Origin of the sequence: Neobacillus piezotolerans (assembly GCF_003362805.1) — a bacterium.
Classification (GTDB): Bacteria; Bacillota; Bacilli; order Bacillales; family Cytobacillaceae; genus Bacillus_D; species Bacillus_D piezotolerans.
This window is the reverse complement of sequence record NZ_QNQT01000001.1, coordinates 255,872-276,769: the sequence shown is the minus strand read 5'-3', so window position 1 is coordinate 276,769 and position 20,898 is coordinate 255,872. Positions and strand designations below refer to the sequence as shown.

Below are 20,898 nucleotides of genomic sequence, written 5' to 3'. Positions count from 1 at the left end.
CTCCCCCAAAAAACAAATTGGATTCCGGTAAAACTTTCAAAATACAGGCAACCATTCGCCATCACATGGCTACATAAACAGCCTTATATTCTCAATTATACAATCATTGATTTGGTGAGTTGCTTTTTTCATGTTGTACTTGGCAGAACATTATTTATAACAAAAAAATAAGGACGGCTCTCATTTCCCAGCAGGGCAAACAAGAACCGTCCCCAAATTGATCAAGTGGTCTTTTCTCTTGGAGTGGTGTACATTTTACTTTCTTTTTTAACTCGTACATCCCTTGTGTTAGCGTGATTTTTACTGTAGTATTTGCCTTTCGTAAAGAACGCTATGGCTATGGTAAGGATTGAGGCTAATACGGCACCAAAGAAAGTCGCCGTGTTTTGCAGGAACGTACCCATGTATCCTAATGCCGCAATTGTTCCAATCACACTTGAGATTAGGAGAGGAACAACCCCGGCTGGATTCCATTTATACAATTTTTCCTGTCTTGCTTCATATTCTTTCGGAACAATTTTTAACAACTTCTTCACGACTAATGCATCTGTTACTAGGATTGCGGCCCACGCCATCAGGAGAACTCCCTGGAACGTCATCGCGCTGGCTAAATGATCGAGAATTCCGCCAAGCATTAACGCCATTGAAACGACAGCCGAGAAAACAACCCAAAAACGCCGATCGGGTTTGAAATGAAATACATTCTCAAAAAAATTGGACAATGACAGGGAAGCACTATAAATATTTGTAATGTTAATACGCAATTGCGTTAGCATCGTAAAAACGACTCCACCTAGTCCAAGAAGTGTGACAATGTAGACACCCGGATTCGATTCACCTAAGCGGACTCCAAACCAGATTCCAAGCAAGCCCATGACCCCGAAACAGAATACCTGTGGTACAAATCCAATCATAATGGACCCAAGTTTAATATCTTTAGGCTTAAGGAAACGCGCGTAGTCCGACGCGATTAAAGCTGTCAGTCCCATAATGCCATGCTGCATTCCTATACATAAAAGCAAGGCTGTTCCGCCAATCTGCACGCCATCCGGCAGATATGTCCAAAAGTGCCCACCGAACTTTGATGGGGTATTGAACGCAACGATTATTGTGGTAATTAAGAAGATACCGAAGATCGGTAATGACCATTTCTGCAGCTTGTCTAATTGTTTAATTCCGAACCAATTCAGTGGGATGACAATTGATCCAAACACGACAATTAGAAGCCATAGCGGAATTGCGGGGAAATATGCATGTACAGCGGTAACGAGAATCATACCTTCGAATGCACAATACATGATGAAATTGGATGCGTAAATTAAGGAGGTTAACGAAGCACCAATATATCCAAAACCCTGTCTAGACATAAGATTTACGTTCATCCCTGATTTCGCGGATAAATAGGCAATGACTGTACCTAAGACTCCGGCAATCACGATGGCATAAATGGCTGAAATAATGGCGTTCATTGCGCCAAACTGAAGTGCCATAACACTACCTGTTTGAAAATAGAAAATTGCGGTGGCAATGCCAAACGTTATGTTGGTTACACTAAACCAACCCATGTTCCGTTTTTCTACCGGAACCCTATCAAATGAATAATCGTCCTTTTCTACTGTGAGATCTGTTGTCTGGTTTACACTCATGCAATCATCCTTTCAAAGTGCTCTACACAGACTGTCTCCTTCATTCGTTTAATTGTTCACATTCCACTCTACCCTCCCAAAAAAGAATGCTGTTTTTTGAAGGATCACAGAATGTGTTTCTATTGGCTTATTTTATTTTTAAAAAAACCACTTACTCCCCCTTCTTCATTAAAAATTTTTCCGCAATAATAATAGTATAACATAATATCTGACTTACGGCGATACTTGACTGCATTCAGATGTGAACTACCCACATTTACCTTGATTAAAAGAACCAATTGTATGGAACATTTCAATTAGAATGGAAGAAAAAGTCCAGGTATCAAAAATTAAAATCCTGCAAAAAGGTTGTTTATAAAACACGGATAGGCATTTTGTTTGAATAGACAGAAAATTAAGGCTTATACTTAAACTGTATTCTAGAATACTAATCTTCAACTTGCGAACCGAAAAAAGTGAAGCATTTAAAAAGTTTACACAAGGCATTGCGCTCGGCCGCCCTCAAACTCCAGAAGATGTAGCCAATCTAGTATCATTCCTGGCTTCACCAAACTCTGATTACATCACAGGGCAAAATAATTCTGACTGATGGTGGCAGGGTATTCAATTAACGAACGATCAAAAGCCCGCAAGAGGATATCCTCTTGCGGGCTTTTGTAGACACTCCGAAGAATTGTCTTGTTGAAATTATAATGTTATACGTGTGCCAGTTTTACCTTCCAGCGCATCTTGAAGCTTATCCATGGATGTAATAATGACGTTTTTGCCGCCTTTTTTCAAGAACAGGATTGCAGCTTCGATTTTCGGTCCCATGCTTCCTTTAGGGAAATGGCCTTCTTCCATGTAACGCAATGCTTCGTCAATCGTCATTTCAAACAGATTTTTTTGTTCTGGTGTTCCAAAGTGGATCGCAACCTGCTCAACACCAGTAAGGATGAATAGATAATCCGCATTGATTTCAGCAGCCAGAAGCGCACTTGCGAAATCCTTATCAATGACAGCATTTGTTCCTTGTAGCTTCCCGTTTTCCTCGATAACAGGGATGCCGCCGCCGCCAGCTGTGATGACTGTGATTTCTTTGTCAAGCAACGCCTGAATTGCTTCTTTTTCAACAATTGTAACTGGCTTTGGAGAAGCAACGACACGCCTGTATCCCCTGCCGCTGTCCTCAATGTAGGAAATTTCTTCAGTTTCAAGGACCTTGTCCAGCTCTTCTTTTGTATAGAATGGCCCAATTGGTTTAGTCGGGTTGGAGAAAGCTGGGTCGTCTTTGGAAACAACCGCTTGTGTAACAACTGTCGCAACTGTTTTCTGGATATTGCGTTCAACCATTTTATTCCTGAATGCTTGCTGAATTAAATATCCCAAATTACCTTGAGTCTCCGCATCTAAAACGTCAAGCGGATAAGCCGGTACCACTGATTCAGCCATTTGGTTTTTAATCAATGAGTTTCCAACTTGCGGCCCATTGCCATGAGTTATTACAACTGTATTTCCCTGCTCAATCAGTGCAAGAACAGGTTCACAGCTTTCATCAATATTTTTTTGCTGCTCTTCAAGAGTACCCTTTTGTCCTTCTTTGATAATTGCATTTCCGCCGATGGCTAAAACAATTTTGCTCATTGTCATATCTCTCCTGTAAATTTACTTAGTTGCCTCAACTTAGTTTGATCTTAATGGAAGCATTTAATCCAAATTTTCAAAAAAATTGCTCGTTTTCATAAAAGGAGGAGAGGAATTGTTTTTCGTTTCCTCTCCAACTAAAATTTCATTATTGAGCTTCAATTAGGCCAAGCTTTACAGCATAAGCATCGATTGCTTTTTCGAAGCAAGCCATTGGCGCGCGGACAGTACCCGCACCGATTTGCCCAACTCCTGCTTCTTTATGTGCAATACCAGTGTTGATGATTGGTTCGATACCTAATTCAACTACCTTTCTTGCGTCGATTCCAAGGGCAGCCCCTTTGAAATCCCAAGTAGGAATTGAGAAGTTCGGGTTATGGTCAATACAAATTTCCATCATTTCATTACTTGTATTAACTGCATCGTCCATACCGCCAGCGCCTACGAAGCGCGTAACACCTGGTGCAGCAATCATTGCAAAGCCGCCTATCCCGAATGTTTCAGTAATGGCGCTGTCACCCATGTCAGGGCAAGCCAGGCTTTGATCATAACCTGTAAAGAACAAACCTTGAGGCGTATTTACAGGTGCTGTAAACCATTGGTCACCCATACCGGCAATACGGATACCGAATTCATAACCGTTACGGCACATTGCTGTTACAACTGTTCCATGCTGGATTTTACGTGCAGTGTCCATTACAGCCTTAGTTGTTGCCATCGCAATATTCAAGAAGAACTGGTCTGTATCAGCAAGGAATTGAATAACGTCCTCTTTATCCTTTTCAGATGCATCTGTTTTTAAAATATACGGAGTGATTTCTTTTAGGAAAATAAGCGATCCAGCAATATTACGTTGGTGGAACTCATCACCCATTGTGATTGCTTTCGCCATCATAACGTTAATGTTTAATCCGTCACCTTTAACTTTTAGCGCTTTAGCTATTGTTGGGCCAAGTACATCCCTAAACCATTGCAATCGGTTGATTACTTCATCGGAATACGCACCGAAACGCAGAACCGCACCAATACCTTCATTCATTGTGCAGTATGCTTGATTATCGCCGTCACGATTCTCTACAACAAAAACTGGCATATTGCCGGATGTAATCCCGCCCATTGGGCCGACAGCATTAACATGGTGGCATGGGATAAATTCAACTTCATTATTCTCGAAAAGTTTAAATGCTTCTTCGGAATTAGCCGCCCATCCTTCAAATAAAGCAGCTCCTATACAAGATCCTTGCATCGGGCTTGTCATGTTTTCCCATTTGATTGGCGGTCCTGCATGAAGCAGAACCTTACCGTTTAATTCTTTAATGACAGATTTTGCAGGCACTACATCTACCAAGAAAGGTGCACTTGATACAACTTTATCGATTACTGCGCGGTTTGCTTCATCAATTGTTTTAAATTGTCCGTACATTTTACTTCCTCCTGATTTTCACGTTAGTGTAATTTGCGATTGGATTAACGAAGGACACTTAGAACTTTACGCATTCTCTCGTTACCGCCAGCAACTGGACGCCAATCGAACTGAACAGCCCTGCCGCCGTTTTCTGTAATAGCAGAAACGAATTTCTTCAGGCCAACGTTGACAACATTCGGTTTCTCGTTCAATAATTTCTCGATGGCAGGAGAAACGTTGATTTCTGCTTTTGCAGCTGCTTTGCCAGAAACCAATTCCTTATCCTTCTCTTCAATCCGGATATCAAGCATAGCAAGAGCCGTGCGGATTGCTTGGTTATTGCTGTCTCGTAAAATTACACCCGCTTGTTCAAGTTTTGACTTTTGCTCATGAATGTTTTGCGGGTCTTGCTCCGTACCGCAAACAGTCGCAACAAAGTAAATGTTTTTGCCGTTTTCACGCGCATTGCTTTGGATTTTTTGGATAGCAGGAATCAACGCGCCAGCCATGTCCTCATGTGAACCGTAACCAAGTACAACATCAAATAGAATGATCGCTGTAGACTCATCCTCTGCGGCCTTTTGGAAGAATTTCACTCGTGTATCAGGGTCGATCATTGGATGCGGCTTTCCTTGAGTATAAATATCGTCACCCAAGTCAGCGACTTCATAGCCGTTTGTTTTTAACAAGTAACCTTCCTCATGGGAGTCACTCTTGCCAAGGCCAATGCCTCTGCTAATGAGGGTTGCTGCTTCATATCCAAGTGTACCGCCGGAATAAAGGCCTTTAATCGTTTTTTGTTCTGGTTTCAATTCAACTGAAGGTACTTCACCAACAAGTTTGTTATAGTTTCCTTTTACAGGATTTCCTTTTGCAAGATCTACGGCAATTGCTGCTGTTTCTTCAAGGGTATTCGCATAATAGATATTACCTTCATGATTGTGCGGCTCTTCACCAAGGAAGATAGCGACAACCGGTTTAGATAGGCTTTGAAGCAATTCTACTACCTGGTCGCGTACTTCTTTTGCAGGTGGCTTGGAGACAATCCCAATCACTTCGGTTTGCTTATGTGCTTCAAGGCCTTTAATCGCATCGATCATTGTGATTGCGCCAATCTTATCAGATAGGTCACGGCCGCCTGTTCCGATTGCATGAGTTACACCGCCGCCAAGCCGGTCGATTTGGACGGTAACTTCCTGAATACCTGTTCCGGAAGCACCAACAAGTCCGATGTTTCCTTGCTTAACCACATTCGCGAACGCAAGCGGTACGCCAGACAAAATTTCTGTTCCACAGTCAGGTCCCATTACAAGAAGGCCTTTTTCATGAGCTTTTTCTTTAAGGCGGCGTTCATCTTCAATCGTTACGTTGTCACTGAAGATAAGGACATGCAAATCGTTGTCAAGCGCCCTGTCCGCTTCTTCTGCTGCGTATTGGCCCGGTGTCGAGATCAAAGCGATATTCGCACTTGGCAAAGCCTTAAGCGCCTTATCCCATGTACGTACAGATTCAAATTCCTCTTTACTGCTGCTGATTGCCTGATTGTTTAAATAATTATCGACTTCATCAAGTACTTCCTGAATTTTTTCTTCCTGGTCGGTATCGATTACAAGACACATGTCATTTGCAGCCGCTTTTTCAAGCTCTTCAGTGTAAAGGCCTGAGCTTTTGAAAATATCTTTATTGGCTGGAGTTCCCATCATGATTTGGACCTTGTTAATTCCATCCATTGTCGAGATTTTATTAGTAAGAAGCATTAAGTTAACAGAATCCTGGTAGGAATTCTCTTTTATAATGGTGTATAGCATTGGTTCACGCACCTCTTCTTGTAATTTTTCTTGTTGAAAAAAAGCTGCCTAATTAAGCTAGTTATCCCCATGTAAGAAGGGTGGCATCTCGTATGAGACCACCCTTCCTTTTTATGATTTTACTTTGCAAAAGGACTTTTATTGTCATACGCATTGTTGTGGACCACGTCGGACTTTAAATACTCGTAGATATGGTCAACAATTTCAATGCCGTCCTCTTCATATTTCTTCTCCCTTTCAGCACTTCTTTGGCCAGGATAAGAAACTTGATCAAAGCCAGGAGCGGGCTTAATGCTATTAAGGTCCTTCATTGTCGTTGCAATGCCTTCCTGGAATGCATGAAGGTTTGTGAAAAATTCAGGATTAATAACAATATGGAGCTGTCCAAGATTCCGATATTCAGTTAGATCATGGTACATTGAGGAAACCTTGTTTCCAAACGGAAGGCCAAGTAATATACCGGATAAAACATCAACCATCATCATGAGCCCGTAACCTTTTGGACCGGCTATAGGCAATAATGCATTTACTTTAAATGGATCGGTTGTTGGTTCTCCGTTGCTATCAACAGCCCATGTATCTGGAATGGGTTCATTTTTCGATCTGGCATGAAGAATTTTTCCCCAGGCCTGTACGGTTGTCGCCATATCGAACGTAATATGCTTACCGTCCTTGCCAGGTGCGGCAAACGCAATTGGATTTGTTCCGTAATAAGGCTCAGATCCGCCAAAAGGAACAACCATCGGATCGGATTGGCACACGGAAATTCCAATCAAATTCTCATTGACCGCCTGTTGAACAAAATAGGAAAGCGCGCCGCTATGGCCAATTCGCCTGACCCCCACGACAGCGACTCCATTTTCCTTAGCCATTTTAATGGCTTCATCCATAGCGACCTTTGCCGCAACATGCCCTGCCCCATTATCACCGTCAAAAACTGCTGTACATGGACCCGTTTTTTCAAACGTAAAGTCCGGGTTATTATTGATTCCACCCTTAGCAATTCTTTCGGCATAATATTCCACGCGCATGGCGCCGTGAGAGTGGACGCCTCTGGCATCGGCATGAGCAAGCACATCTGCCACAACGGCAGCATGCTCTTCAGTTAGTCCAGCCTTTTGGAGCTTTGTCGAGATTAAATTCTTCAATTGCTCTTTAGACAATCTCATTCCTACTCACCCCTAACATCGTTAAACCTTCCCAGTTTATCCTCGTATCAAACCTGATGCTTATTTAGCAAACGGGTCTTTATGATCATATTGGTTGTTATGAATGACATCCGAGGTTAAATATTCATGGATATCATCTACGATTTCAATCCCGTTTTCCTTATAATCCGCTATGACAAGATCGTTATTCTGTCCAGGGAAAAGAACCTTTGAAAAACCTGGGGCAGGTTTGATTTGATTCAAGTCATCCATTGTTTGCGTAATATCTTTCTTGAAGCCAGTTATACCTGTAAAGAATGCCGGGTTAATGACAATATGGAGTTGTCCCAACTTCCGGTATGCAGTCAAATCTTCGTACATAGAAGTAACTTTATTTCCGAACGGGAGGCCTAAAAGGATTCCAGACAATACATCGACCATCATTGCAAGGCCATAGCCCTTAGGGCCGGCAATTGGCAATAATGCGTTGACACTGAACGGATCAGTTGTCGGTTCTCCGTTTTTATCTACTGCCCATGTATCCGGGATAGACTCATTCTTAGATCTGGCATGAAGGATTTTCCCCCAGGCCTGGACAGTTGTTGCCATATCCAATGTAATCTTTCTCCCATCGCTGCCTGGAGCGGCAAAGGCAATTGGGTTCGTACCATAATAAGGCTCAGCACCTCCGAATGGAACTACCATCGGATCGGATTGGCATACCGAAATACCAATCATATCCTGGTCCGCTGCCTGGTGAGTAAAATAGGATATTGCACCGCTATGGGAAATATCTCTGACACCAACAATCGCAGCGCCATTTTCTTTTGCCATTTTAATGGCTTCGTCCATAGCCATCTTCGCTGCAGCATGGCCATTCCCGCCATCGCCATGGAAGATGCCCGTACTTGGGCCGGTTTTCTCGAACTTAAAGTCAGGATTTGTATTAATCCCGCCCTTTGCAATTCTTTCAGCATAATATTCCACACGCATGGCTCCGTGGGAATGAATTCCTCTTTCGTCTGCAAACACAAGGACGTCCGCCGCTATTTCGGCGTGGTCCTCGTTTAAGCCTGCCTTGTGAAGCTTATTTTGGATTAGACTTTTTAAGTCTTCTCTTGTTACTCTCATGGTGACACCTCTTCGTTGGGAATATTATAATGACGCATCCCGATTACAATCTTTAGAGTAAACATATGTCAATGGTTCTCTTCCAACTGCATAAGCAGCTTGATGGACATAAGGGCCCATAAAAATGTAATCGCCTTTCTTAACCGGAATCCATTCGTTATCAAGATTATACATACCTTCTCCGGACAGCAGGTACGCACCATGCTCCTGGACGTGTGTTTCAATAAATGGATGGCTTGCTGCTGGATCGAACGAAAGGATATGGAAGTTCATATCGAAATCAAGCTCCATCGGCAATAGGTCTTTGATATGAACGTTATGCATTTCATCGTAGTCCCTATATTCGATATCATTTGAATGGCCGGAAACAACCCATGGCTTGCGGCCTTCTAGTGGCTTATATTTCTGTTTGTAAAGGAATAGGCGGGAATCCCCGGATTCAACATTTTCCAAATACATTTTCACTCCTGGCGGGCAATAAAGATAGCCGCTTTCCTTTAATATGTACTCCTGGCCATCAGCAGTTGCCTTCACCTTTCCACCTAGAACGTAGACAAACGACTCAACATCTTCCTGTCCACAAAATCCTTCACTATTCTTGCCGCCTTCGTGCATTGTGATGATGTAATCCACGAAGCTTGCACCCAATTTCGGTGAACCTAAAATGGACATTGTGCAATTTTCAAAACCAGGGACAACGTTATTAACTAAGCCCTCTGGTGCAATAAGAGCATATAAGCCGTGTTTAATAATAGACCTGCTTGAAAGTAAATCCTTTGGATAACCCATCTTTAACATTCTCCTTTTTACAAATAGTATTATAAATGGCTTAAAACATTTTAATAACTAGTTGCAATGCACATTGATTACTCTTTATAACCCAATTCATACAGGGCTCCAATCAGTGCTTTGACGCCTTCCGCCAAATCAGCCGGCTCGGTAAATTCTGCCGGATTGTGGCTGATTCCCTTTAAGCTTGGCACAAAAAGCATTGCTGTAGGCACAACCGGGGCGAAAATTTGCGAGTCATGCCCGGCACCGCTGTGCATTAACTTATAATTAAGCCCATTTTCTTTGCATTGTTTTTCGATTAGTTCCACAACCGTTTGATCCATTGGGACTGGATCAGCATCCATCCACATATCAATTGCCGTTTCAACTACATGCTCTTTTGAAATGTCATTCATCCTGGCAGTCATTTTTTCCGTGAAGGATACAATGGCTTCTTTGTCAGTATGGCGAACATCAATAGTGAAAATCGCCTTTCCTGGCACGACATTGACAATGTTTGGCTGAACCTCGATTTTACCAACTGTAGCGACAAGCGGATCTCCAGCTTCCTTTGCCATGGTGATAATTTCAACGATCATTTGGCTTGCCGCAAAAACCGCGTCTTTTCTGTATCCCATTGGCGTTGTCCCAGCATGATTTGCTTCGCCTGTAATTTCAACGGTGTACCGTCTCTGGCCGACGATGCTATGGACAACCCCGACTGATTTCTTTTCAGTTTCGAGGACGCTTCCTTGTTCTACATGGACTTCGACAAACGCCTTTAAGTCATTGCGCGTCCCTTTTGATTCATCCCTGAAACCAAAGCCGGCATTGGACATCGCTTCGACAAATGGGACACCGTCAAAATCTGTAATTGTTTCGACATCTTCACGTTTCGCTGAACCTACAATGTTTTTGGAACCCCAAAACGTGTAAGGGAAACGGCTTCCTTCTTCTTCGGCCATTGAAACAACTTCAATGTTGCGAAGTGGCTGGCCGAATTGTTCTTTCAAGTATTTTAGCGCCAATATACCAGCGACGATTCCATATGCCCCGTCATAGCGGCCGCCATTTTTCACTGTATCGACATGCGAACCAGTCAGGATTGTTTCGTCAGTGTTTTTCCCTTGCAGTGTACCGAAAAGATTTCCGACTTCATCAAAGCGAGCTTCGAGGCCTTCGTTTTCCATCCATTCTTTCAGGGCGTTCTGGCCGTCGACCCATTCTTTGGAATAAAGCAGACGTGAAACACCACCTTCGGAATCTTTCCCGAATCCGCCTAGCCAATCAAGCTTCTGGGCTGTTTCTTCCGCCAATGCATCAAGCTGTTTACCTGTTGCTTTTAGTATGTTCCCCAACTTCCATCTACCTTTCCTCATTATGTAAAATAGTTCAATTTAGGAACTGTTTTCAAAACATCCCTCTTATTGTTCCAAATCCCGCTAATACTAACCATATGGACAAAGCTTCAATCCAGACAGGTCCGGACCTCTTGTCCCCCTATAATTGTAAGCGTATTGAACAGTATAGTCTTTATGACGAATGGATAAAGATGAGTTATCATTTTTATCTAAAGTGGATAAACAAAATCCTTGCAGGCATTCATTTCCACGATTTATCTCCAATGGATAAAAAAACAGGCGCATGGAACGTTTCATGCGCCTCAAACTAATTCATTCATTCGGATCATGGTTCCCGATTTCTCCATGATGACCCGCGCATATCATTGTTTCCTGTTCTTTGTCAGATAGCATTCAGTAACGAAAGGTATGCCTAACTTTCGCTGTCCCGAAGTTTCGAGGATGCTTTTATCTTTGTTCCTTCTTTTTTCTGCTCATTTTTTGCATGGCTGAACCCTATTGCTGGAACAGCCAGCATTCCCCCAAGCATGAGGATGATTCCGACAATCAATACTCCGTTATTATGCTGAGTCCCTCCAACATAAAGGAACAGGAAGGAAAATAGCGTAACGAGTGTCGCTATTGTTTGTTGCCCAATTTTGGTTGAAAAAAAATCTCTCATTTCTTATCACCACTCGATCTAAATAAACTGTGTAGCAATCGTTAATATTATTCCCATCAAAATAGCGATGATGATGACAACAGGCAATATCTTTTTCAAGACAAGACCTTCTTGGCCAAGAATTCCAGCTGTTGTCGTCCCAAGGATGATTTTACTTGGCGACAGAACCGAACCAAGCGCTCCTCCCCCTGTATGAGCCCCCAATATTGCAGCTTCATTTATATTCAACAGCTGGGAAGTCGCTTGTTGGAACCCACCTAATAAAATATTCGAGGACATATTACTTGCAGTCATAAAGGATCCAAGAACGCCAATAGCTGGTGCCAACATTACGTAAGTCTGGCCCATAACTCCCGCGGTCCCCATGGCAAGTTCGGTTGTTTGGCCAGATCCACCCATGATCTTGGACATTATTATCAGTCCGATTACGGCAATCGTTGAAGGTATCGATTTTTCAATAGTTCTCCTGATAGCCCGTACTCCTCCGCCTTTTTCAATTTTCCCTTTACTTTTGAAATAGACAAAACCAAGGATTGCGGCAAGAAGCAGGAATAACCCCGAATTCGTTAATGGCATAACAGGCGAATATACGTCATAAGCATGATTCACCACCCCATAACCGGTCGATGTCTCAGGATAGCTAAGGCCTAACTGCCACTTATTGAGGAAGTTCTTTAGTGGATTAATCAGTAATACGAGCAAAGTAATAGCAGTTAATACGTAAAAAGGGAAAAAAGCTTGATTCATCGTAAGCAATCCTTCTGCCTTCATATCGGATTGCTGCTTATTTTCCTCTTCCTGGCGAAGCATCATTTTGCTATCCTGGATGCTCCATGAATTTCTGTACATTTTAAGTTTACCAATGAAAAGAATAGCAACGAGTGACAGTAAAGATGGAATAAATGCTGCTAGAGATGGATTTGCTTGAGATAAAACCATTTGCCCTCCACCTTGGATGAGCGATATGATCGCGACCGCCGGCAGACCTTTCTTTACAGCTTCCATGCGGCCATAGGCCCAGCAAATAATAATTCCTGTCGCAAAATTGATAATCCAGATGAAAATGGAAGCCCAGATGGCAGCCTCAACTAATGTAGTGCCCTGAATACCTGTTTGGGCAACTAGCGCATCCCAAGCTACAGCCAGAGTTCCAAACGTATTTCCCCAGGCCTGCCCAAACAAAGAAATGACGACAGCCCATAGCGGCCTTACTCCGAGTCCGACTAGTAATGGAGCACAAACCGCGATTGGAACTCCAAAACCAGTTATCCCTTGCAAAAAGCTGGCAAACACCCAACCGATGGCCATAATTTGAAGTAGTTCATTTGAAGTAAACTTTTTTAATCCATTCCGGATAGAGTCAAATGCTTTCGCTTCAGTGGTTACTTCATATATCAGAATCGCAGGCAAAATAATCGCGATTACTGTTAGTGAAGTCCATATCCCTTTTGCACTTTCCAATCCGATCAACTCTAGATCAGATTTATAAAAAACGATTGATATGATTAATGCCGTTAATAGTCCAATTGGTGCAGCTTCGGCAGCTCCCCAATGGAATTTAACCATTAGTAATATAAGTACTGCTATAGGTAAAACCGCCATTACCCACATCAATATGTTCACAGGTAATTCCAATTCCTGCTCTCCTCCTTTTTATGGCATAAAATGAAACTTCTCACGGTTGCAGAAATTTCACTCACAAATAAAAACAATTACTTTTTGAAAATAACTGTTTACTCACAAAGTATAATGTACAACTTTCTCATGCTTCTTTCAATTTGCAAAGTGTACAAAAACACCATAAATTTTTGTGCACTATCTACAACAAGCAAAACAAATTATCACAAAACGAAATGATGGCAGAGCGGGATTCCATGGACTTATGATGCCAATGGAGCGCCAAGCTTATCCTCCGCTAGCCTGGGATTTAGACAAAAAAATAGTAAGCTTCGCTGCTTACTATTTTACCCATCCAATATTTGGTTTTATTAATCAAATCTATATGAGAAAATGATTTTGGCGAATTCAGTCAATATACATCCTTTTTCGTTCAAGAAGATTGATAATTTTTAATCCTACTTGAACGGATAACATCTCCTCCGAATCATCAAAGTTCATCCCGGTTATCTCCTTAATTCTTTCGAGACGATAGACCGCGGTTTTATGGTGTATGAAGAGAACTTGAGATACTTTAGTGGCATTTTGGTTACACTCTAAAAAGATTTTTAAAGTTTCCAACAAATCATTTTTATTCGCCTGCGGGTAACTCAATAACTTGTTGAGCGAAGGCGGGATAAACGTATTTAAAAGGGATGGATCTTCAAATTCGCATAAAAGCTTATAAATCCCTAATTCAGAATACGCTGTAATGGCTTCCTTTCCATTTAGAACCTCTCCAAGTTCAAGTGCTTCTTGAGCCTTCTTATAGCTTTCCCCAACATCCATTATTCCATTTGCCAAACTCCCCAAACCAACTTGGACAACGATATTATTGTTTTGTTTTTTAAGAAATTGCTGAATTCTGGATGCCGTTTCTTTTATCTGGTCCATCCACAAATTATCATTTTTATCATCCTCGGCTATTTTCCAAAGTACGACAACTAAGCCGCTTTTACTGCCGACAATACAATCTGGCATGTGTTTCTGAATAGCCTCATACAGCAACGTCTCATTTCGATTTGATATACCGCGTTTAATCTGTTCCTTGGAGAGCAGTTCATTATTCTTGCTTATTTTGAACAAAACAGCCGCAAACGAACCTTCAATATCCCAGCCAATTAAATTGGCATTTTGGAAAAAGTCCGTTGATCGGCTTTTCCCCTCAATTAACTCTTCAAGTAAATCATTTTTAAATCTTTTATCTACTTCAGCTACAGCAAATTGTTTCACTAATTCAAGCGAGAGCGCGGTTGCCGCATTTTCCACAGCAATGAAATCGAGCTCTCCCAAAGGTTTATTCATTTCACTTATTAATAGATATGTTCTGATATTATTAACCGTTTCAATTGGAACAACTATTTGATAACCTTTTTGACCATCAAGTTCTGGATATTCAACAATTTGCCGGTAGTGCGGAAACTTAATTTCCTCCGTTTTATTATAATAAGGGACTTTTTCAACAATCTTAAATCTCGTTAGGGATGGCTCTGTTGATGTAATACAATGGAAGTTGCGGTCAAATAAAGTAACAGAATTCCCAATTAACCCTTCCAATGTCTCTATTATTTTTTCAGGGCCTTTGTCTGCTAAAGATAATGCCGTAAACTGATCATGGATGTTTTTATAATATCGGAGCTTCTTTACTTGATTATTCATTATCTCCCCCATGACCGGGTACATTACATCTATATAAGCAACCTCTTTAGGCAGCTGGATAATTGGCAGTCCACTCTTCTCACCCGCTCTAATAATAATCTCCGGGATCCCTGACACGTTTTTAATCAATAGGGCATTTACCCTCTTTTCGGCCAATCGAAAAATGAATTGCTCTTTTTGGCTATCATTAAAATATCGGATGGGGTAAAGACTCGTTAAAATTAATTCCCCGCCTTTCAACCAATCTGCAATATCGGGTGTTTCCATGATCGTAGCTCCTGTTAACACTTTATCCAAATTTTCTTTTCCGCTGAGTATCACAGCATCTTTTAAGGAGGCAACCTTCAACAAATCTTTCACTTTAAATTCCATGGTCAGTACGAACCTTTCTGCATTAAATAGTCAGTCTGTCTAGCAAAAAAGGACTAAAAGAAAAACTCATAGTCCTTTTACCTCCTGTGAATGACGGATGAACAAACCCTTTCACCAGTTTTATAAACAGTTTTGCAATTATAATCGTGATCATTGATTTTTCCATGTATATAACAACCAGAATCTTTGGCTCTTTCAAAAAACTATGCATATCCACTATATTAACCCATAATCCGGCACCTTTTTAAAGGACCAATTTCTATTTTAACAGGAATTTATCCCCAGTGCCGAGGGACGGCTACTTTCATTGGCAGTTGTCCGGCAACCCGAATCAAACGAAAAAGTTAGTAACCATATTTATTTATGCTATAGTATATTAACGTAAAAAACTTTATTGGAAAGAAAGTGAACATCATGATGCCAACAACAATCATTTACAAAAAAGACCCCCATTTTGAGGTAAAAGGAGATTTTTATCCTGCTTCCCAATCAATGCGTCCAGTCATTATCTTTATTCATGGCGGCGGGCTCGTATGGGGATCGAGGGAAGACATAAAAACCGAACAACTTGAATTTTATCATCGCGCTGGTTTTAACGTATTCTCAATTGATTATCGCCTTGCACCAGAAACGAAGCTGCCGGAAATACTATCCGACATTGCCGATGCTCTATCTTGGATTGAGAATAAGGGTGTCAAGCAATTTAACTATGATCCAAAAAAGGTAGCTGTTATTGGAAGCTCTGCTGGCGCCTATCTTGCCCTGATGACTGGAACCTTGAAGAACAAGCCTAAGGCAATCGTTTCTTTTTATGGCTACGGGGATATTACGGGTGATTGGGCGTTAAAACCAAGCCCACACTATCAAAGGATGACAACGGTACCCGGCGAACTCGCAAATATGCTGGTTTCTGACGAAGTAATTACAGTCGGCCCTATCCACAAACGATATGCAATCTATATGCATGGTCGGCAAACGGGTGCTTGGATTGAGAAAATTACCGGAGGAAAGGATGGACTTTCCCAGTTTAGCCCTATAAACTTTGTAAGCGCCGATTTTCCGCCTACACTGCTTCTCCATGGAACAATGGATGAGGATGTCCCATACGAACAATCAGTAGTGATGGCCGAAGCATTAAACAAGGCCGGAGCGAAGAGCCAGTTAATTACGATTCCAAACGGCAAGCATGTATTTGATGAAGAGTGGCAAAATCCGATTGTCCAAAAAGCTTTTGATGAGGTTATTGCTTTCTTAAATTTACATTTAAATTAAACAAAAGGGCTTGAGAGGATTCTCAGCCCTTTTCTCGTTTTTGGTTTATGGCAATCTGCCTTTCTAACCATCTGTGGCTTTTATTCCTACCAGAATGCCTATAATGGTATCTGCGCCGGAAGTGTGGCCTATTTTTCTCATGTCTTCGAGAGCAGCCAAAAACTCTAGCCCACGAGGTTTATCCATTACAGAACACATCTGAATAAGATGCGAGTGAAATTTGCTATTAGTTGCATATAAAAGGTATTCCAACGCAATATGTGTTGTCCTTTTCCTTCCGTTTTCCACTAAGTAGGATTTCAACTGCTGCTGAAAAGCTTCATTTGTTCCTTTTAAGGCAGAAAGGATTGCACATATCCCGGTAATGACATCGTCCCCGCTAGGAGTCAGCCCAAGGCCTCTACCGATCCAATAATTAAATACGTTTTCGGCTGCTACAGTAGGATCTCCATGGGCAAGCCTTTTTAGATTGTCCAACTCCTTTAGAGTCGGATTATCCTTTTGATCAAACACATGGTCAAGCAAATACTTGACTATCGTCCTTTTATCATCAATCGTTTCTGCCAGGCCTGTCCTCCACTCCTCCTGCAGCAGCCTGTCGGCAACAAATAAAAAATTCTCTTTTAAATATTGGCGGTTGTACAAATGACCAAATAGGGTATGATTTGTCAATTCTGCCCGTTGTAACGAAATGGAAGCTCCTTCTGAAAATTCAATCGTTTTTGATGCCACATCCCAAACCGCTTCCTGTTTATTGCTTATGCGCCTTATAAGCTGCAGCACGTGGTTTCGATCCATTCCAATTCCGAATGGGGATAATCCATTTTCCACGGGACCCACATGAATTAAATATTTATCAAAAGCTAAGTTAAAACTATTGTTAAAAATACTATGGACACAGCCGATGGGATTACTCTTTAGGATTTTATATACTTCTTCACTGGAAGCGTTGGCAGGCCAGCTGCTGTTATCATGATTTTTTCTTTCCATTGAATAAATCAACCAATTCACCCCAAACTGAAAATAGTTCCTTGAAGAAATTTCTATAAATATTTTGTTTACCTTCACTATAATTGTAAGATACAATAGGACTACTGTCATTGTTCAAAATAACTAAAATTCGCATGAAATTTGTATGTTCCTTACATAAGTTAACGAATTAATAGGTAGTAAATGAGGGATGAACAACCATGAAAACAATAAACGATTTATTTATTTTAGAAGGCATGAAGGAAAGTGCCGTACTGGCTGGCCACAGAGGACTTACCCGAAACGTCCAATTCGTCAATATATCAGACACCCCTGATGTTATTAAATTTTTAGACAGCAATCATCTACTTCTCACAACCGGGTATGCTTTTAAAGACGATATTCAGCAAATGTGTGAGTTGATTAAACACATGCATGCGCTAAATTGTTCAGGAATGGTTATTAAAATTAATCGTTTTTTGAAGGAGTTGCCAACTGAAGTTAAATTGCTTGCCGATGACTTGGCTTTTCCTATTATCGATTTACCTACAAAACATACATTGGGAGAAGTATCCCGCCACATTTTAAACTACTTAAATGATGACGAAACCGAGCAACTTTATTATGCCCTCCATGTTCAAAAAGAGTTTTCAAAAATGATGATAAAAGGGTACAGCATGAGTGCGCTAATCGAACAATTAGGCCATTTTTTGGCCCGGCCGACTCTTTTATTAAATCACAGAGGAGAAAAAATCGCCTCCAGCCATCATTTTGGAATGGAATCAATGAAAACAGTCGAACGGGAAATCATTCAAAAAGTTAAAGAAGATTTAGTATCTTCCCGGCAAGGCAGGACATTTACAATCCCACTGCGAGACAATCAATCCATCACTACATTTCCTGTACAAACAAAACGGCTGTTTCCAAGTATGTTGGTTATCTTTGATTCATTAACCTTGCCCTACCCCTCTTCACAAATGGCCATTGAACAGGCTGGCAACGTCATTTCATTCACACTCATCAAAGAACAGGCTATCGAAGAAAATTCCAGATTGTTAAAAAATAATTTCTTCGATGAATTAATCGAAATGAGGATTGGCTCTGAGGAAGAGATTTTAAGCCGTGGAAATTATTACGGATTGAAAGAAAACATGGATAATATTTGCATGGTTTGCACTGTAGACCAAAAAGGGCAAAATTACGAATCGCTGCAACTGTATGAAAAAAAGGTCGGAGAGTTATACAATAGTATTTACGATCAGCTCGAAGACGAAATCATTCAGAATGATATTGAGGCAATTTTATTTACAAAAGAAAAATACTTCGTCATGATTCTCCAATTCCCCAAGTTCGGGGAAGTAGATTCCGATACTCTAACCAATTTTATAAATAATTGCCAAACTAACATACAGGGTGATTTTTCCATTTCATTCGGTGTGAGTAATCCAGTCTTCTCGATTAAGGATATCACTACTGCCTATCACGAAGCGGTGGAAGCATTACTCACCGGATATGAAATGAACAAGCTGGGATTCGTAAATTTCTATAAACCGAAGGAGCTTGAAGAATTACTAAGCTCCGTTCCTAAAAAGGATTTAAAAGCATTATACGAAAATACATTAAAGTCTCTTGCTTATCCTAAGACAAAGGAAGAACAGGAATTAGTTAAAACCATCCAAGTCTACCTTGATTCCCAATGTGAAATTTCCGAGACATCAAGGAAATTGTTTATCCACAGAAATACGGTTAAATACCGTATCGAGAAAACAGAAGAAATGCTAAACTGTTCATTTCGTGATCCTGTTGATTCATTGCGCATGCGTGTTGCTTTAATTATCGGCTCCATCCTAAAAGAAAACGAAAGCAACGCATAAGATTATCGTAAGCGTATAGGCTATCGGCATCGAAGGTAACGCTTTTCCTTCACGGGATATCCATGCCGCTGAAGCATCCCCCCTGAATCTCGACAATAAAAAAACCAAAACCCTTTTACAACCGGGTTTTGGTTTTTTTACTTATGCTTTAACTTCTGCTTTTCCATCAACAATGATTTTTCCGTTTTCAAAGACAATTTCACCATTGACAATCGTTGTTTTGACTTTCCCTTTAAATGTCATGCCAACATATGGTGAATGCTTATGGCGATAGAACAAGTCTTCTTTCTTTAGCTCAAAGCTTTCGTTTAGGTTAACAATGGCCAGGTCGGCATCGTAGCCTTCGGCGATTGTTCCTTTCGTTGCCAGACCGAACAATTTAGCCGGGTTTGTCGCTGTCAGTTCAACGATTTTTTCTAATGGAAGATTCCGTTTGAAGTGCCCTTCAGTCAACAGAATATTCAATGTCGATTGAGCACCAGAGATACCGCCCCAACCTTCAAAATAGTTGTCAGTAATGGTCTTCATGGACGCCGGGGCAGGTGAATGGTCTGAACCAATCACAGTAATTTCACCGTTAGCAACAGCCGCCCAAAGATCTTCTACTTCTTCTTCATCCCTTAACGGAGGAGCGCATTTCGCCAAAGCTCCTTTTTCTTCTAAATCCTTAACGGTCAAAGATAGGTAGTGCGGGCATGTTTCGACTGTTACATCCACGCCCCTTTGTTGAGCCTCTTTAATAACCTCGACTACTTTTCTGCTGCTCGCATGGACAATATGGAGTTTACATCCAGTTGCTTCAGCATAAGAGATTACTCTTCGAACTGCTTCGATTTCAGAAATAATCGGCCGTGATTCAACAAAATCCCTTGCGCTTGTTTTTCCCTGGCTTTGCTTTTCTTTTGCCAGCTGATCGCAAATAACCGTACTTTCCGCATGGACAGCTAAAAGTGAGCCAAAGGAAGCAATTTCTTTCATGCCCTTAAAAAGTGATTCATCATCAACATTGTCGAAATCAGCAATCCCGCTTGGTGACATGAATGCCTTGAATCCGATGACGCCGTTTTCGTAAAGTTCCTTTAAATCGGCAATATTTTCCGGCACTAGCCCGCCCCAGAAACGCGGATTAACAATCGATTTTTCATCAGCAAGTGAACTTTTCAGCTCCAAATTCGCTTTGTTGATGGTCGGAGGCGTACTATTCAAAGGCATATCAAAGAATGTTGTTACACCGCCTGCAGCCAAACTCCTGCTTCCTGTTGCGAGCCCTTCCCATTCCGTTCTGCCTGGTTCATTAAAATGGACGTGTGTATCGATTAAACCTGGAAGGATATGAAGCCCTTCAGCGTTAATCTCTTTATCGGCTGTTGCCTCGAGTGATTTGCCCACAGATACTTCCTTAATCTTGCCATCCTTAATGGCAATGTCACCTTGAACCGTTGACTCAGAAGTGACAATATTCCCGTTTCTAATAATCAGATCATATGTAGCCATGTTTCATACCTCCTGCCATTTAGTAACCCTTTGCCATTGTCAAACGCT

The 20,898-nt window shown here is 41.3% G+C and carries 15 protein-coding genes and 1 pseudogene; 3 read left to right on the top strand and 13 right to left on the bottom strand.

What is annotated here, in order from left to right; translation table 11 throughout:
• Positions 1-221: 221 nt before the first annotated feature.
• Positions 222-1,646 carry a purine-cytosine permease family protein gene (locus tag DRW41_RS01290; protein WP_115450156.1) on the bottom strand — a complete coding sequence of 475 codons (1,425 nt, stop codon included), beginning with the start codon at positions 1,644-1,646 and terminating at the stop codon, positions 222-224.
• Between the two features lie 448 nt (positions 1,647-2,094).
• On the opposite strand from DRW41_RS01290, the pseudogene DRW41_RS01285 reads away from it, so the two are divergent.
• Positions 2,095-2,257 (top strand): annotated as a pseudogene (locus DRW41_RS01285) (SDR family oxidoreductase); the annotation flags it as partial.
• Positions 2,258-2,333: 76 nt separating this feature from the next.
• Here DRW41_RS01285 and arcC read toward each other — a convergent pair.
• The 10 genes from arcC to DRW41_RS01235 all read right to left on the bottom strand — a co-directional run bounded on the left by arcC (position 2,334) and on the right by DRW41_RS01235 (position 15,241).
• Positions 2,334-3,269 (bottom strand): carbamate kinase, encoded by a 936-nt coding sequence (arcC, locus tag DRW41_RS01280; RefSeq protein ID WP_115450155.1) that lies wholly within the window; start codon positions 3,267-3,269, stop codon positions 2,334-2,336.
• A gap of 148 nt (positions 3,270-3,417) precedes the next feature.
• Positions 3,418-4,692, bottom strand: coding sequence for a YlbE family protein (locus DRW41_RS01275; protein ID WP_115450154.1), 1,275 nt, complete (start codon positions 4,690-4,692; stop codon positions 3,418-3,420).
• Positions 4,693-4,736: 44 nt separating this feature from the next.
• Positions 4,737-6,482, bottom strand: a complete 1,746-nt coding sequence (gene fdrA / locus DRW41_RS01270; RefSeq protein WP_115450153.1) for an acyl-CoA synthetase FdrA — start codon at positions 6,480-6,482, stop codon at positions 4,737-4,739.
• A gap of 119 nt (positions 6,483-6,601) precedes the next feature.
• The gene (gene allD, locus DRW41_RS01265) at positions 6,602-7,651 is read right to left on the bottom strand and encodes an ureidoglycolate dehydrogenase (protein ID WP_115450152.1); all 1,050 of its coding nucleotides are present in this window, start codon (positions 7,649-7,651) and stop codon (positions 6,602-6,604) included.
• 60 nt (positions 7,652-7,711) lie between these two features.
• A complete protein-coding gene (gene allD / locus DRW41_RS01260) occupies positions 7,712-8,761 on the bottom strand; it encodes an ureidoglycolate dehydrogenase (protein WP_115450151.1) in 1,050 nt (349 codons plus the stop codon).
• Between the two features lie 24 nt (positions 8,762-8,785).
• Positions 8,786-9,550, bottom strand: a complete 765-nt coding sequence (gene allE / locus DRW41_RS01255) for a (S)-ureidoglycine aminohydrolase (RefSeq protein ID WP_115450150.1) — start codon at positions 9,548-9,550, stop codon at positions 8,786-8,788.
• 77 nt (positions 9,551-9,627) lie between these two features.
• The gene (allC, locus tag DRW41_RS01250; RefSeq protein ID WP_115450149.1) at positions 9,628-10,911 is read right to left on the bottom strand and encodes an allantoate deiminase; all 1,284 of its coding nucleotides are present in this window, start codon (positions 10,909-10,911) and stop codon (positions 9,628-9,630) included.
• A gap of 394 nt (positions 10,912-11,305) precedes the next feature.
• The gene (locus DRW41_RS01245) at positions 11,306-11,554 is read right to left on the bottom strand and encodes a hypothetical protein (RefSeq protein WP_115450148.1); all 249 of its coding nucleotides are present in this window, start codon (positions 11,552-11,554) and stop codon (positions 11,306-11,308) included.
• Between the two features lie 18 nt (positions 11,555-11,572).
• Positions 11,573-13,189, bottom strand: coding sequence for an L-lactate permease (locus DRW41_RS01240; RefSeq protein WP_115450147.1), 1,617 nt, complete (start codon positions 13,187-13,189; stop codon positions 11,573-11,575).
• A 390-nt stretch (positions 13,190-13,579) separates the two neighbouring features.
• Complete coding sequence (locus DRW41_RS01235) at positions 13,580-15,241, bottom strand: PucR family transcriptional regulator (RefSeq protein ID WP_115450146.1); 1,662 nt, start codon at positions 15,239-15,241, stop codon at positions 13,580-13,582.
• 417 nt (positions 15,242-15,658) lie between these two features.
• On the opposite strand from DRW41_RS01235, the gene DRW41_RS01230 reads away from it, so the two are divergent.
• Positions 15,659-16,513, top strand: coding sequence for an alpha/beta hydrolase (locus tag DRW41_RS01230; protein ID WP_115450145.1), 855 nt, complete (start codon positions 15,659-15,661; stop codon positions 16,511-16,513).
• Positions 16,514-16,576: 63 nt separating this feature from the next.
• Here DRW41_RS01230 and DRW41_RS01225 read toward each other — a convergent pair whose 3' ends face one another.
• Complete coding sequence (locus DRW41_RS01225; RefSeq protein WP_181884367.1) at positions 16,577-17,581, bottom strand: oxamate carbamoyltransferase subunit AllH family protein; 1,005 nt, start codon at positions 17,579-17,581, stop codon at positions 16,577-16,579.
• Between the two features lie 122 nt (positions 17,582-17,703).
• Here DRW41_RS01225 and DRW41_RS01220 point away from each other — a divergent pair, with 122 nt between their 5' ends.
• Positions 17,704-19,356 (top strand): PucR family transcriptional regulator, encoded by a 1,653-nt coding sequence (locus DRW41_RS01220; RefSeq protein WP_115450143.1) that lies wholly within the window; start codon positions 17,704-17,706, stop codon positions 19,354-19,356.
• A 141-nt stretch (positions 19,357-19,497) separates the two neighbouring features.
• On the opposite strand, the gene DRW41_RS01215 is transcribed toward DRW41_RS01220, so the two are convergent.
• Positions 19,498-20,850, bottom strand: coding sequence for an allantoinase (locus DRW41_RS01215; protein ID WP_115450142.1), 1,353 nt, complete (start codon positions 20,848-20,850; stop codon positions 19,498-19,500).
• Positions 20,851-20,898 lie beyond the last annotated feature (48 nt).

Coding starts and splice junctions, on each gene's coding strand:
- DRW41_RS01290 (WP_115450156.1), bottom strand. CDS start 1,646: ATGAGTGTAAACCAGACAACAGATCTCACAGTAGAAAAGGACGATTAT.
- arcC (WP_115450155.1), bottom strand. CDS start 3,269: ATGAGCAAAATTGTTTTAGCCATCGGCGGAAATGCAATTATCAAAGAA.
- DRW41_RS01275 (WP_115450154.1), bottom strand. CDS start 4,692: ATGTACGGACAATTTAAAACAATTGATGAAGCAAACCGCGCAGTAATC.
- fdrA (WP_115450153.1), bottom strand. CDS start 6,482: ATGCTATACACCATTATAAAAGAGAATTCCTACCAGGATTCTGTTAAC.
- allD (WP_115450152.1), bottom strand. CDS start 7,651: ATGAGATTGTCTAAAGAGCAATTGAAGAATTTAATCTCGACAAAGCTC.
- allD (WP_115450151.1), bottom strand. CDS start 8,761: ATGAGAGTAACAAGAGAAGACTTAAAAAGTCTAATCCAAAATAAGCTT.
- allE (WP_115450150.1), bottom strand. CDS start 9,550: ATGGGTTATCCAAAGGATTTACTTTCAAGCAGGTCTATTATTAAACAC.
- allC (WP_115450149.1), bottom strand. CDS start 10,911: ATGAGGAAAGGTAGATGGAAGTTGGGGAACATACTAAAAGCAACAGGT.
- DRW41_RS01245 (WP_115450148.1), bottom strand. CDS start 11,554: ATGAGAGATTTTTTTTCAACCAAAATTGGGCAACAAACAATAGCGACA.
- DRW41_RS01235 (WP_115450146.1), bottom strand. CDS start 15,241: ATGGAATTTAAAGTGAAAGATTTGTTGAAGGTTGCCTCCTTAAAAGAT.
- DRW41_RS01230 (WP_115450145.1), top strand. CDS start 15,659: ATGCCAACAACAATCATTTACAAAAAAGACCCCCATTTTGAGGTAAAA.
- DRW41_RS01220 (WP_115450143.1), top strand. CDS start 17,704: ATGAAAACAATAAACGATTTATTTATTTTAGAAGGCATGAAGGAAAGT.
- DRW41_RS01215 (WP_115450142.1), bottom strand. CDS start 20,850: ATGGCTACATATGATCTGATTATTAGAAACGGGAATATTGTCACTTCT.